We start from the raw sequence: 14398 nt of genomic DNA on the forward strand, positions 1-14398 counted from the left end.
CTCTTTTTAATTCATAGCAAGCAAAAATAAAAAGATGAAAAAATTATTTGGGATTATTTTAGTTGTCAGTGTAATTGCACTATGCGGTTGCAGCAACTCTTCGAAAACAAACCATGCGTACGCCGGCAAATTCATGACGGAAGACAGCATCCGATTCGAATTGAATGGGGATTCGACCACCTTGCTCATATTCCCTGACGGGACGACCTACAATAGCAAATGGAAAATAGTCGAAGACGGCGATGACGAATGGGTGAATATCGAGTTTGCTGGGAATCAGGCCTACTATTACTTGAAAAACGGTAAGATTTACCGGAGCCGTCGCCAAATGGATAACGACTCGATGGGATTAACCGTTACGTACGAAGACTGATCACCGATCCAATACAAAGAGAATGCGACTGCGTCAACATAAAAGTTTTGGCGCAGTCGCATTCTCTTATATAATGGGGGAAGATCACTTCTGATTTCCTTCTGGGAATCCTTCTTTGAAAAACTGTTCTTCCCTGATCTCCCTGATACGACGTTCTACCCACTGATAATTGGTCATTGCATCCTCTGCCACAGAACCGTCTTCCTTACGGACCATCCGCTTGTTTTCCGGCACGGCGGCCATGTATTTTTCATAATAGACGGCGGCCTGCTTATAGTTTTTCATCGCATCGTATTGTTGGGCGATGCGGAAATAGACGACATAATTATTTGTAAGACGATGCAAATGATGCAACATGTCGATGCTCTCTTCTGGAAGTCCGGCTCGAGCGTAACAGCCTGCTGAAGCATCGTAGAGCTTCATCATCAGACTATCGGTCGGTACGGCCAGTTTCACCGCTTTGGCTAACAGCTCGGCACCCTCTTTTTTCCAGGAAGTATACGAAGCTGCCAACCCATAATAATAAAGCACATTGATATCGTTCGGACTTAAACGATGAGCTTCTTTCAGGTTCTCGTAAGCTCCGTAATACCAATTGTCGCCGTAATGCGAAATACCTAAATAATAATAAGTCGTAAAACTTCGGTCGCCGGAGGCTTTCAGACTCTCATAACGTTTCACAGCCGTTTTATATTCGCGGAGCATGCAATATGCTTTGGCGTTCTGACGGTTTACGTCCATGCCGGTCGTATCCGTCGATCGATATGTTTCCGTCACGTCGATCGCATCCTGAAATTGACTATTATTGTTGAAGATACTCGCCACAAGAGCTACCGTCTGTTGATCGAGCGAATCCAGTCGATAAGCCTTGTTATAAGCAAAGAAGGCGTTAGTGGCATCTTCTAACCCTTCGTAAGCCATGCCGAGGAATTTAAACCCTTCGGCCGATGTGGAATCCCGATCCAACCAGTCATGGGAGGCTTCCACCGCTTTTCGATAGTCGGTCGCATAGAGTAAGGAGCGGATATGCAGCGAGCGGAAGTACTTGTTGTCCGGCTTCAACTCGATAGCCTGCCGATAAGCTTCGGCAGCCTGCATATAGTTTCCCATCGTCCTGTAACAATCGCCGATATGCACCAAGGTTTGTACGTTCAGAGGCGGCCGATTCAACATCTCCCAAATCAAGACGGCTTCTTTATAGCGGTTCATCGCCATCAGCGCCTTTGCCCTATAGGTCAACAACAGTGAATCCTGCGTATCGACAGGAATCTTTTCGATCACAAGTTCATAGTCGAATTCATCCATCGCTCGGCCGATCGCAGTTTGTAGAACCTGAACGTCGTACGGTTCGCTCTCCTGTTGAGCAGATAGAGGCAGAGTTATCCATAGGGAAAGTATTGTCCAATAAATTCTTTTCTTCATCTTTTCGTTATTTAAGTGTTCGACAAAAATAACAAAACTTTGGCAAACGATGAAAAGAGAAGAGGCTTCCGGTATCCTTCGACCGTCGCCCTCCTGCGAATCGTCGAATAAAGGGCGAACAGTAAGTATTTGTGATATTCTCAGTTAATTGATGTCAAAGAGTCTGTAACATTCTTTATATTGCCTGATAAGGTCGTGAAATCTTGTATATGCGTGCGAAATAATTTATCTTTGCGACGATTATTCAACAATCAATTTATAAGAAAATGAAAGCATTTGTATTTCCTGGTCAGGGAGCTCAGTTCCCGAGAATGGGGAAGGACCTCTACGACCGTTCCGTTTTGGCGAAGAAACTCTTTGAAAAAGCCAACGCCATTTTAGGATACGGCATTACAGATATTATGTTCAACGGTACGGACGAAGACCTTCGTCAGACTAAAGTTACTCAGCCGGCCGTTTTCCTCCATTCGGTCATCTCAGCGTTTTGCATGGGCGAGGCTTTTAAGCCGGACATGACGGCCGGCCATTCGTTGGGAGAATTCTCGGCCTTGGTCGCTGCCGGGGCCCTTACGTTCGAAGACGGTTTGAAGTTGGTGTACGCCAGAGCGATGGCTATGCAGAAAGCATGCGAGGCTGCTCCTTCGACGATGGCTGCCATCATCGGACTGCCCGACGAGACAGTCGAGGCCGTCTGTGCAGAAGTCGACAAGTCGTCTGCCGTCTGCGTCCCAGCCAACTATAATTGTCCAGGGCAATTAGTCATCAGCGGAAACGTTGGCGCTTTAGAAGTCGCTTGCGAGAAGCTGAAAGCTGCAGGAGCCAAACGCGCATTGGTGCTGAAGGTGGGCGGCGCATTTCATTCCCCGTTGATGCAGCCTGCTAAAGAAGAACTGCAAGCCGCCATCGAAAAGACTCTTATCGACATCCCTCGTTGCCCCGTCTATCAAAATGTCGATGGAAAACCGCATACGGATCCGGCAGAAATCAAAGTCAATCTGATCGCTCAGCTCACATCCGCCGTACGTTGGACGGCTTGCGTTCAGAATATGATTGCCGACGGAGCCACCGACTTTACGGAATGCGGACCGGGTAAGGCTCTGCAGGGGATGATTGCTCATATCAATAAGGACGTAACAGTTCATGGGATAGCGTGAAAATCGTCTCACAGAATGAAAGCGTTGCATCGATATAGGAGTTTTGGCGCATCGCTTTTTTCTTTAACCCTTCAGTCGTTCCGCAACAACTGTCTCGAACGAACGATTGGAAGGGAGTAAAGAGTTAACCAGCCAGTGTACTATTAGGGATAATAGTTGTAAAACAGGTGAAGGGGTGCCAAAAGTTTAATTTTTCTTTCGGCTTTGAGTTGATTTTAGCCTGTGTTCTCTTTATCCTTTTGTCTGTAATGATGTTTGTACGTCCTTTGGGGATATTACAAATACAGAAAGTATATCTTTTTAAAGTAATAATATATGGTTCCCTGATAAAAAATGTGTTATTTAGCGGATGTAAACTGATGAAAAGGATAATGAACATGAAAAAATTTATTTCTATAGGGTTTCTGTCTGGGGTGATCGTATTTTGCGGATGTAGTAAAGAAAAAGTAGAGAATCCGATAACTCCGGGTGTATCGATCAGCAGCGAAATTAAGTATGCTACGAGTTTTGCAAAGGAAATGCTATCTACTTTTTATCTCTGGACTTCGGAAATCGCTTCCGGGATCGAACGATTGAATGTCGATACTTGTACTTCTCCGATTGCCGTCGTCAGAAAAATACGATACAATAACGGTGTCACGACGTCGGGCGTGGACGTGGATAAGTGGACGGAATTGACTAACGACATCAGTTCGTGGAAGAATAGTACCCAAGGTGTCGAGACCACTTTCGGGTATGATCTGACTCCTTATCGTTTCAGAGATAGCAACGATAAGGTTTTCTTTGTCGTAAATTTTGTTTTTAAAAATAGCCCGGCTGAAAAGGCAGGTATAAAACGCGGCGATATTATTTTGACATTGAATGGAAATAGTATTACCACATCTAATTATGTGACCGCTTACTATAGTTCGTCCATCAAAGTCGGGATGGGGACGTTGAACCAGGAAACCAATACCATTTCTTCCAACGGCATTACGCATGATTTGATTGCCGTCAGGATGTACGAAGATCCTATCCTGGCCAGTGCCTCTTTCGATTGCGGAGGTAAGAAGGTAGGTTATTTGGCTTATTCTTCTTTTGATTTGAAGTCAGCACAAGCGCTTATTGATATCTGTAAAAAGTTTAAGAATGAGAGTGTAGAAGAGTTGATTTTGGATTTACGTTATAATGGTGGAGGTTATGTATCGACGGAAGAATTGCTCGGTTCGTTGTTAGCTCCGGAAAGCGACGTGACGGGGCGTCACGTTTTCCATACGGAAGTCTATAATGCGCAAATGACGGAATATTATAAATCGAAAGATAAAGATTTAAACACTTATTTTAACACGACCCATAAAGTTACGAGTGATGGTGAGAACTATACGGAAGTATCGATTGCGGATGCCATATTGAGTCCGAAGAAAGTTTACGCTATTATAACCGGGGGCACAGCTTCTGCTTCCGAGGGCTTGTTAGTAGGGCTGTCGCCTTATGTCGCTGTCGATAAGATTGGTCAGAATAGCCATGGTAAGTATTGTACGGGGTGGTTGATTTCTACGGAAGAAGTCGCTGAAAACGTACCGTCGGAAAATAAAAACTGGGGGATCTATGTGATGGTTTCTACCTTTGCGGATAAGGACGGAAACAATGCTTCCCGTCCGAATGGATTCGTTCCCGATTACAACATAGGAGATGATCCTTTCGATGGTTGTCAGCTGGGGGATGAAAATGAGACTATGCTTCGTGCCGCTTTGGTACGTGCCGGTAAGACGGATTTCACAATCCCCGTATCGACTCGCGCGATCGATCGACTGCTTGTCGGGAAAAGTCTGGAAACGCCTAAGAGGAAAACTTTCGGATTAAGAATCGGTTTTATGTGGGATAAACTGTCGATGAACGAATAAATCGGACTCCTCATCGGCAACTGACGAATGCAAACTGTTGCCGGGAGGAAACAGGTTCGTTCGGTCTTTGAGGAGGAATGTCATGATAGAATGGGGACTATTTCATCAATTTTTTTCTACTGCATTTGATCTGATCTATCTTGCTCTGATAGTGGGTACAATCATTGTCATAGTCTTGGATAACCGAGACCCTGTCAAAACATTGGCCTGGGTATTGGTATTCATCTTTATTCCCCTTTTAGGACTGATTTTCTATTTCTTCTTCGGACGTAAAGACAGAAAGGAGAGATTGATCAGCGAGAGCGGTTTCGCCCGCCTGACGAGATATCCGATGGAGGAGTTTCAGGCGCAGAAATCATTTAAATATCCTTGGGAGCAGTATCATTTGATGCATTTCTTCCGTCATCTCAATAAGGCGCTCCCGTTTGCCGATAATCAAATACGAATTTATACCGACGGCGCTTCCATGTTGCTCTCGCTGCTGCATGCGATCGGCGAGGCGAAGCATCATATCCATATCGAATTTTTTAAGTTCGAGGACGATCCGGTCGGCCGGTTGGTCCGGGACGCTTTGATCGATAAAGCCGGAGAGGGCGTGGAGGTGCGCGTCATTTACGATGACGTGGGCTGTTGGCGTGTCGGCCGGCGATTTTTTGAAAAGATGTTAGAAGGAGGCGTTGAGGTGAGAGGATTCCTGAAAGTCCGTTTCCCGCTTTTTACCAGTAAGGTAAATTACCGCAACCATCGTAAGATCGCAGTGATCGACGGTCGAGTTGGTTTCACGGGAGGAATGAATTTGGCTTTGCGTTATGTGCGGGGATTGGATTGGGGTCAATGGAAGGATACCCAGATCCAGATAGAAGGAAAAGCCGTGTACGGGCTTCAGACGGTCTTTCTTACGGATTGGTATGCGATGGATCGAACCTTGATCACTTCCTCGAGATATTTCCCCGAGGTTTCAGCTACTGGAAAGGCCTTGATTCAGATTGTCACGTCCGATCCGATAGGAGAGTGGCGCGATATTATGCAAGGATTGTTGCTGGCCATCACCAATGCCCATACCTACTTTTATCTTCAGTCACCCTATTTCCTCCCGCCGGAATCGATACAGACAGCACTGAAGACCATTGCGCTGGCCGGTACGGACGTTCGGATCATGATTCCGAGAAAGGCAGACACCATACTTACCCACTTGGCCTCGTTCTCTTACCTGGACGATATGATGCGGGCGGGAGTGAAGATCTATTTTTACGAAAAAGGTTTCTTGCATTCCAAGCTGATGGTCTGCGACGATCAGCTGTCGACCATCGGTTCTACGAATATGGATTTCCGCAGCTTGGAACATAATTTCGAAGTGAACGCGTTTCTCTACGATCGTCCTTCGGCGTTGGCTTGCAAGGCGATTTTTCTGAAAGATCAGGAATCTTCCACGTTGCTTCAGCCCAAACAATGGGCACTCAGACCGTGGTATCAGAAGTTGGGTGAATCGGTTCTTCGGCTGATTTCGCCTTTGCTTTGAAAATGGAGAAATTCACGCTCCCGTAGCTGCGATGTTCGATAAAATGCGGACTTGTGTCGAACCGGTCGTTTTTCCCGTGTTCCAAGACGAAGATGCCTTCAGATTTTAATAAGCAGTGCTCGAAGATGAGATCCGGAATGGTAGGCAGCGCTTTCAGGGTGTAAGGCGGATCGGCAAAGATAAAATCGAACTGTTCTCGACATCTTTCGATATATCGGAGGGCGTCGGCGCGAAGTGGAACGCATCGGTCGGTCTGCACTGTTTTCACGATTTTGCGGATGAAAGCGAGATGCTGCGAATCGTTTTCAACGGATACGACCCGATCGCACCCCCGCGAAAGCAGTTCGATACTGATGCTTCCCGTGCCGGAAAACAAATCCAAGGCACTGATACCGTCGGCGAAGTCGATATAGTTTCCGAGCACGTTGAACAGGTTTTCTTTAGCGAAATCCGTCGTCGGACGAGCCTTGAAGGTGTGCGGTATTTCGAAGTGTCTTCCTCTGTATATGCCGCTGACTACTCGCATGCCAGTAACGTTTGCAGGTCGAAAGGAACATCTTGCCGTCGGGTGATCGCAGAGCAGGTGAATTCGGAACTTGGGTGAACGACGGACACGTTCCGTATATATGTTTGTAATCCTTCCCTCAGTGCCTCTTTTTCGGGAACCTCGCCTGTGAGGAACAATTCGTCGACCTCGACATCGAATTCCGATTGTTTCCAGAGATGCAGTAGGTAATAGATGCGGTCTGCATCCTGTTCGCAGGCGAAGGAATTGGTCAACAGCAGGCGTTTGCCGTCGTAGCCGAATACATGCATGATTTGTTTCTGCAAGTAGATGAAGAGGCGCTTATTGTTCAAGCGGCTTTTTTTATGAAAATAGTCGATCAGCGGACTCGAGGTGGCAAAATACTTGGAATGAGGAAAAAAATCGTTCAACAGTTGGTGAGCGTGCTTGTTCATCCCGAAGAGGACGACCACGTTGCTCTTTCCGAGAATATTGCAGAGAACGATCTCATTGTCCGTGCGGCCGAAGTTGCAGTAGAACAGCTCTTCCATCTCGTCGTCTTCGAACAACTCGAACGGGACGAGGGTGAAGCGGGGGGTGTCGGTCAGCACATACGTTTGCCCGTAAGTATGCCGGAAAATTTCCGACGAAGCCAGCATCTCTTTTATGTTCGCTGTCAGGGAGTATGTGCTGTCGACGGCATAGGGCTTGAAAAAGAATTCCCCTTCCGAACGAGGGTTGAAAATGGAAAAAGAAAATCCATCCGCACTCAAGCGGATGGATAAAAGGTATTGATCTGATTTCGTGAAATCGATTCCGTTCATGGTTATTCCCAGTTACCGGCGTTATTGTTCGGCTCTTCGATACTGCCCACTCTCAAGCCGCAGTATTTGCCTAATTTGGTTTGAATATCTTTGAGGTTGATAAGCTCTTGTGCATTCAAACCGCTCAAATAGGTGTCGTACGGAGTCTGAGCCTGGAAGAGGTTCAGCGGAGCGCCCGATTTAGTCGTGTCGCTGCGGACAGCCATTTCGAACTCAGCACCGTTGCCGAAAGGGACATAGCGCAGAGAATCGGGATTGAATCCTTTTTTGAAGATGGTATCCGTAACGGCTATCCACACCGTATCCCGGCTGAAGTCTTTTAATCCGGCCGCTTCCACTTCTTTCCACTTTCCGGTTTTCTTCGCTTTGTTGATCAAGGCAATGGCTTTCTTTTCGGTCATTCCTTTCTCCAGCTGGTCGTCCGTCAAGATACCGACTTTTTTTACAAACGGTAATTTCGCCGTCTTCACGAAGTCTATCAGTGTATCGAAACTTGCCGTATATTTGCCCTCGTGAAGGGTACGATACTCCAACTGAGCCTTCCGAATGTCAATCAGGCGCGCTATCACGTGATTGTCTCTCATCTTTTTTTGTTTGTCGAAGTTGATCGGCCCCATGATGCTCCCATAGCACACGTATACCAATCCGATGGTACAGAGAGCCAAAATAACATTAATAACAGTTTTCATGATAAGTATGTGTTTTTTAGTTTATATTCGTATCGCAAAAATAGAATAAATAAATTGAATATTGCATGAATCCTTTACTTTTTTAATGGTCAATGATGATAAATAACTTTTTGATACGGCAAATTAAAGAATTTTTTCAGTATGAACCAACTTCGGAGCAGGAGAAGGCGATCGATCTCTTGTCGGAGTTTTTCGTAGACCGGCGAGATCATACCGTTTTCGTGCTGAAAGGATATGCCGGTACGGGAAAGACTTCCTTGGTCGGCGCTTTGGTAAAAGCGTTGGATGCGTGGAAGCGGAAGTCCGTCCTGCTGGCTCCCACTGGGAGGGCTGCCAAGGTATTCTCGCATTACGCCGAGCATGCGGCCTTTACGATTCACAAATGCATTTATCGCCAGCGACGTTTCTCGGCCGATGTGTCCGATTTCGCCTTGGATACTAATTTGAATCGACATGTGTTGTTTATCGTAGACGAGGCCTCCATGATTTCGAATGCCGACTTGTCGGGCCTTTCGTTCGGAACGGGACGTTTGTTAGACGATTTGGTCCGGTACGTTTATGGCGGGCAGGGATGTCGACTGCTGCTGATCGGCGATACCGCTCAATTGCCTCCTGTGGGCGAGGAGGAGAGTCCCGCCCTTTCTGCGGAAGTGTTGAAAGGGTATGGTTTGGAAGTTTATTCGGCACAACTGACGGAGGTCGTCCGACAGTCGCAGCAATCGGGTATCCTGTTTAACGCGACTGTTCTGAGGCAATATCTGTCGATGCAGGATTTTTCCGCATTTCCGTCTGTCTGTCTGAACGATTTTCCAGACGTTCGCGTCGTCGGCGGCGAAGAGCTGATCGAGAAGATCGGGGAATGCTATGCGAACGCGGGAATGGACGAGACGATGATCATCACCCGGTCGAACAAACGGGCGAACAGCTATAACAACGGTATCAGGAACGCCATTCTCTATCGTACGGAAGAATTGAACGCCGGTGATTTCTTAATGGTGGTGAAGAATAGTTATTTTTGGACGGAACGGCACGCCGTGTTCGACTTTATTGCCAACGGCGATATCGCAATGGTTCGGCGGATCCGGCACGAACAGCATTTGTACGGTTTTCGCTTTATGGACGTGACGCTTTCTTTTCCCGACTATCAGGACGAAGAGGTTGATGCGAAGTTGTTGTTGGACACGCTTCATACGGATGCGCCGGCATTAAGCAGAGACGAGAACGACCGATTATTCCAGGCGGTTCTCGAGGATTATTCGGATATTCCTCGAAAACAGGAGCGCATGCAGCAGATGAAATCCAATCCGTTTTTCAATGCCTTGCAGGTAAAATACGCGTATGCCGTAACGTGTCATAAAGCCCAAGGCGGCCAATGGAAGAATGTTTTCTTGGACCAGGGTTATCTGATCGGCGAGAGCTTGGGCCCGGATTATTTCAGATGGCTGTATACGGCTTTTACCCGAGCTACCGAAACACTTTATTTGGTGAATTGGCCCCCGACCGATTGAAATAAGTGAACTGTCCCCCAAAGTTTTTGTCTAACTTTTTGGGAGCAGTCCAGACAGGAAGAGGAGTCGGTTAATTTCAAAAATTGTTCCCCTGCGTTCGGGGAGCTGCCGTAAAATGACTGAGAGAATGAAAAACGAAGCGGCTGTGTCGAAACGTTCCTTTCGACACAGCCGCTTTACACTAAGTCAAGAGATCCGAAGATCTATGGCAATTTATTCCAATACTCCATTTGGAGTACTCTTTCGATGGTCGTCTTGCGATCGCCCAAGCGTGCTCCGTTCGTTTCGCTGGCGGGCATGGCGGCAATGCGTTTGCCCACGCCGCGCGATTTCAGCATTTCGGTGGGAACGCCGTTCTTCACGAGTTCGTCGACCACGACTTTCGCACGGCGGCGAGACAAGTCTAAATTGTAAGCGTCGCTGCCGCGGGCGTCCGTATAACCGGTGATGAGGAAGCGTGCGTCGCTGCGAGTCTTCAACATCTGAGCGGCTTGTTCGAGGATGGTTTTCGACTCGGCCGTCAACACGTCTTTATCGAATTCGAAGTTGACGTTGTTGAACAGTTCGCACAGTTGCGTTTCAGCCGGGACGAGCATCTCTTTTTCTACGATCTTCTCGACGATGCGGTCTACCGGTTTTTCGATCTCGACATAGCGCACGACGGGCGTCGGACGTTTGTCGTGTCCGCCGATACGCCATATCACTCGCATGGTGATCTGTGCGAAGCGCGGCAGATTCTTCTTGAACGGAGTCAGGTATTCGCCTTGCAATCCCACTCCCACTGAATTGTTGAGCCATGCGTTCACGCCGGCGCCTAATGATACGGGGAAACAGGTTTTCTTGTCGTGCGAGTAGCCTCGTTTATTCCAAACGTCGTCGGAAATCCAACCGGCCTGGCCCGTAGGATCGTTATAGAATACGCCGGTACCCGTAGTCAGGAAATTCTTGTGCAATACATTGCCTCCTACGCGCAGGTAGGGTTCCACATACTTCGACTTGAAAAGCGGACTCAGACGGAACTGCAGGCCAAGGCCTCCCATCAGCGTGTAATTGTTCTTGTCCTTTTCGTTGGCTGTACCTTCTTCCTTGCCGGCAAAGCCTATCGTCCCCTGCAAGTCGAGATAAAACCATCGGTTCAGCTCGCGGGCCAGGTACAGGTTGGCTCCTCCCAGCAAATGCTTTACCTTGAGGTGATACAGATATTGCTCGGGCGTGCTGCGGAAACCGGTCACCGATATGCGATCCCAGTTGATCATCGTGCCGCCTACGCCGATTTCCCAAGCGCGTTTGGGCTTGCGTTGCTTATTAGCCATGCTTTCTTCCCCTCCGGTATTTTGTGCCGATAACGAAACAAGACCCAGCAGAGTGAATGTCAATAGAGATAATAGTATATTCTTCATGCTCTTTTTCTGTTTTATGTTCATTAATCTAAGTAATTAGAGGGCATTTCTGCTATCGGCACTTCGAACTTGTCGGAATAATCTCTTGGATTCAACAGATAGTATTTGGTGCCTTCCTTCTTAAATACGTAGTAATGCATGCTGCGATAATACCAACCGTATCCGGTGTCATGAACATAGACGAGACCGTTCTCGTATGCTCCGATCAGCTGGAAACGCACTTTATTCTTAGGAACTTTGATACGTGCAAGATTTTCCGTCCCTCCTATAATTGCTTGAAGTGCGACGTATACGGGGAAGTCGGCGGGTAGATCTGCTTTCTGTTTTTGGGCGGTGGTCCAGTGTTTCCCATCCGTTGATTGAGTGAAAGTCTTCTCGAAGAAAGGATAGTTCCAGGAATTGAAATCGACTTCTCCCCAGATGTTGGGAATTGGAGTGGGATAATACTTAATGCTACCCTCCTTCAATTTCGGGTAAGGATATATTTGTGGCATCAGTACCGCCATGTCCGAAACAGGCGTTTCGCCATAGAAATAGGCTGTTCCCTTGAATGCGCAATACATTTCGTGCCCTTCCCACTTCCTATCCTTGAACTTGGGATTGGTATTCGAGTCGGCCTCTTCTTCGGCTAATAAGATATGAGGTCTGTATACATAGATTCGAGACCGCGCACTCTCTAAGGCTCGGAACCATCTGGCATGCGTGTCATTATCATCCGTGATATTGGTGCCGGAGAACGCTTGTACGGGATTTGCCACTCGAATCACTCGAATCGAGTACGGTGGCAGCGTATTGGGATAGGTGGTCCATGTACCGTCTACCTCGCGTTCGTACGCATAATTCACAGTCATCCAAGAAGCGTCAGGATACGTTGCAAGTCCTCCGTTACCGCCCAGTTCGACTTTTGTCAGCCGAATGCGGGTATTGATCCTGTTGGGCACGTACGTATTGTTCGCCGATGTTTCCGTTACTCCATTGATGGTTACCGTAGCGGTTCCCCGTCTTTGAGCATCCGGCAACTTGTCGGGAAGATCCGTTCTGGGCACCTTGATAATGCCTTCGGCATCGGTTGTGAATACTTTCGTTTGATCGAGAACTCCCGGCAATCCTTTTACCTTAGAATTTGCAGGAGCTTTCTCTCCCTCCTTATCGTATACCTGGAACGTTACGCTGCCGTCCTGAGGAGAAACGTATTCACCTGACGTGGCATTGTAGTATTGCGGGATGACGTTGTACTTTCCTTTGATAATCTCGATAATAGCGCTCGTGCCGTCTTTACCGCTCAAATATTCCCAGAAGTTGGTTTGGGTGGTCTTGTCGCATGGCCAGTCTTCGTTCGGTTTGTGAGGATGTTTAACCTTCGGGCCTGTGCCTGCACATCCGGCCTCTACTTCTTCTTTCCAAAGCTGGTATGCGCTCTTACCGTCTTTGCCGTCTTTGCCATCCTTGCCGTCTTTGCCATAAGCCGGTTTACCAGTATCTTTACCGTTGATCCACCAGTTATTATTATTGCCGATGACTACTTCGGGCGACTTGCCGTCTTTACCGCGTGCAGGTACTCCGGTATCTTCGCCGTCAATGTACCAGTTGCCGTTCTGGCCGATAGTCGGGGTCGCACCGTTCTGACCGTTCTGCCCGTTTTCTCCGCGCGAAGGTTTGCCGGTATCCACGCCGTCGATGAACCAGTTGCCGTTTTGGCCGATAGTTACCGTCGGCGGTACGGCGTCTTTGCCATTTTTGCCATCCTTGCCGCGTGCGGGTACTCCGGTATCGTAGGTACCGATGAACCAGTTGCCGTTCTGGCCGATGTGCGGCGTTTGCCCGTTTTCACCCGTAGCACCGGTGAGGAAGTGCCAGAAGTCGGCAAGCGTATTGTTGGCAGGTTTCCATTTTTGACCCGAATGATGCGGATCGTCTACGTTGCCCGTAGCGATTTCCTGTTTCCATACTTCGTAGGCGCTCTTTCCGTCTTTTCCGTCCTTGCCATCTTTACCTTTCAGGTACATGAAAAAGTCGACTACGGTGGTGTGATCCTTCGGCCAATCGATGGTACCATCGATCACTTTCTCTTTCCATATCTCGTATGCGCTCTTACCGTCTTTACCGTCGGCACCTCTGAGGTATTCCCAGAAATCGGATTGCCCTACTTTGTCTTTCGGCCAGTTCTGTGCCGGATTCTTCGGATCCTTTACCTTTGGTCCGCTTCCGTTATAACCGGCCTCCACGCTCTCTTTCCAAAGCTGGTAAGCGCTCTTTCCATTCTGTCCGTCTTTCCCGTCTTTACCTTTTTTACCGTAAGCCGGTTTGCCGGTGTCTTTACCGTTGATGTACCAGTTGCCGTTCTCGCCGATGGCTACTTCGGGCGATTTGCCGTCTGCGCCTTTCGAAGGTTTGCCGGTGTCTTCACCGTTAATGTACCAATTGCCGTTCTCACCGATAGTTACCGTCGGCGTCTGTCCGTTCTTTCCATTCTTTCCGTCTTTTCCGTCCTGTCCGTCTTTTCCGTCCTGTCCGTTTTGCCCGTTTTCTCCGCGCGAAGGTTTTCCGGTATCTTTACCGTCGATGTACCAATTGCCATTCTCGCCGATGGTCACTGTCGGCGGTACGGCGTCTTTGCCGTCCTTACCGTCCTTGCCGCGTGCAGGCACCTTGGTGTCTATGTTGCCGATCCACCAATTACCGTTCTGTCCGATGTGCGGTGTTTGGCCGTCCTCACCTGTAGCACCGGTGAGGAAACGCCAGAAGTCGTTCGTTTTGTTGTCGTTAGGATTCCATTTCTGGCCCGGGTGATGCGGGTCGTCTACGTTGCCCGTAGCGATTTCTTGTTTCCATACTTCGTAGGCACTCTTGCCGTTCTGTCCGTCCTTACCTTTTAAATACTTGAAGAAGTCGGTTTCGGTTGTCTGATCTTTCGGCCAATCGGTGATGGTACCGTCGGTCACTTTCTCTTTCCAAAATTCATAGGCCGATAGCCCAGTGTCTCCCTTTGGTCCTTTAGGCATGGTAATGTCCACGTCCGTGCAGGAATTCATGAGACTACCCATCAATACGAATGCAAGTATTGACAGGAAAAATTCTTGTACAGTTCTCATACTTTTTTGTTAAACATTAGTTAATGAAT

The 14398-nt window shown here is 48.0% G+C and carries 11 protein-coding genes; 5 read left to right on the forward strand and 6 right to left on the reverse strand.

All coding sequences use genetic code 11. The features are described 5' to 3' along the window. Positions 1–34 precede the first annotated feature (34 nt). On the forward strand, positions 35–373 hold the full coding sequence (locus BN102_RS03865; RefSeq protein WP_019207774.1) for a hypothetical protein: 339 nt from the start codon (positions 35–37) through the stop codon (positions 371–373). 84 nt (positions 374–457) lie between these two features. On the opposite strand, the gene BN102_RS03870 is transcribed toward BN102_RS03865, so the two are convergent. Further along, positions 458–1795, reverse strand: coding sequence for a tetratricopeptide repeat protein (locus tag BN102_RS03870; RefSeq protein WP_019207775.1), 1338 nt, complete (start codon positions 1793–1795; stop codon positions 458–460). 266 nt (positions 1796–2061) lie between these two features. Between BN102_RS03870 and fabD the strand changes: the two genes are divergently transcribed. The 3 genes from fabD to cls all read left to right on the forward strand — a co-directional run bounded on the left by fabD (position 2062) and on the right by cls (position 6351). Then, entirely contained in the window at positions 2062–2949 is an 888-nt protein-coding gene (fabD, locus tag BN102_RS03875) for an ACP S-malonyltransferase (RefSeq protein WP_019207777.1), read from the forward strand. A gap of 377 nt (positions 2950–3326) precedes the next feature. After that, entirely contained in the window at positions 3327–4832 is a 1506-nt protein-coding gene (locus BN102_RS03880) for a S41 family peptidase (protein ID WP_198006544.1), read from the forward strand. A gap of 82 nt (positions 4833–4914) precedes the next feature. Next, a complete protein-coding gene (gene cls / locus BN102_RS03885; protein WP_019207779.1) occupies positions 4915–6351 on the forward strand; it encodes a cardiolipin synthase in 1437 nt (478 codons plus the stop codon). Here cls and BN102_RS03890 read toward each other — a convergent pair. From BN102_RS03890 to BN102_RS03900, 3 genes are read right to left on the reverse strand one after another with little or no spacing between them, the layout of a single operon-like run. Continuing rightward, positions 6290–6877, reverse strand: coding sequence for an RsmD family RNA methyltransferase (locus BN102_RS03890; protein ID WP_019207780.1), 588 nt, complete (start codon positions 6875–6877; stop codon positions 6290–6292). The genes cls and BN102_RS03890 overlap by 62 nt on opposite strands. Next, positions 6868–7680, reverse strand: a complete 813-nt coding sequence (locus BN102_RS03895; RefSeq protein ID WP_019207781.1) for a DUF3822 family protein — start codon at positions 7678–7680, stop codon at positions 6868–6870. The genes BN102_RS03890 and BN102_RS03895 overlap by 10 nt, the downstream gene beginning before the upstream one ends. Before the next feature lie 2 nt (positions 7681–7682). After that, positions 7683–8369, reverse strand: coding sequence for a hypothetical protein (locus BN102_RS03900; RefSeq protein ID WP_019207782.1), 687 nt, complete (start codon positions 8367–8369; stop codon positions 7683–7685). A 95-nt stretch (positions 8370–8464) separates the two neighbouring features. Here BN102_RS03900 and BN102_RS03905 point away from each other — a divergent pair, with 95 nt between their 5' ends. Next, positions 8465–9877, forward strand: coding sequence for an ATP-dependent DNA helicase (locus tag BN102_RS03905; protein WP_036787207.1), 1413 nt, complete (start codon positions 8465–8467; stop codon positions 9875–9877). A 203-nt stretch (positions 9878–10080) separates the two neighbouring features. Here BN102_RS03905 and BN102_RS03910 read toward each other — a convergent pair whose 3' ends face one another. Further along, on the reverse strand, positions 10081–11301 hold the full coding sequence (locus BN102_RS03910; protein WP_019207784.1) for an OmpA family protein: 1221 nt from the start codon (positions 11299–11301) through the stop codon (positions 10081–10083). Beyond that, the gene (locus tag BN102_RS11245; RefSeq protein ID WP_156810923.1) at positions 11301–14369 is read right to left on the reverse strand and encodes a collagen-like domain-containing protein; all 3069 of its coding nucleotides are present in this window, start codon (positions 14367–14369) and stop codon (positions 11301–11303) included. Before BN102_RS11245 ends, BN102_RS03910 begins: the two co-directional genes overlap by 1 nt. Positions 14370–14398: the final 29 nt, after the last annotated feature.

The organism is Phocaeicola abscessus CCUG 55929 (assembly GCF_000312445.1).
Classification (GTDB): Bacteria; Bacteroidota; Bacteroidia; order Bacteroidales; family Bacteroidaceae; genus Phocaeicola; species Phocaeicola abscessus.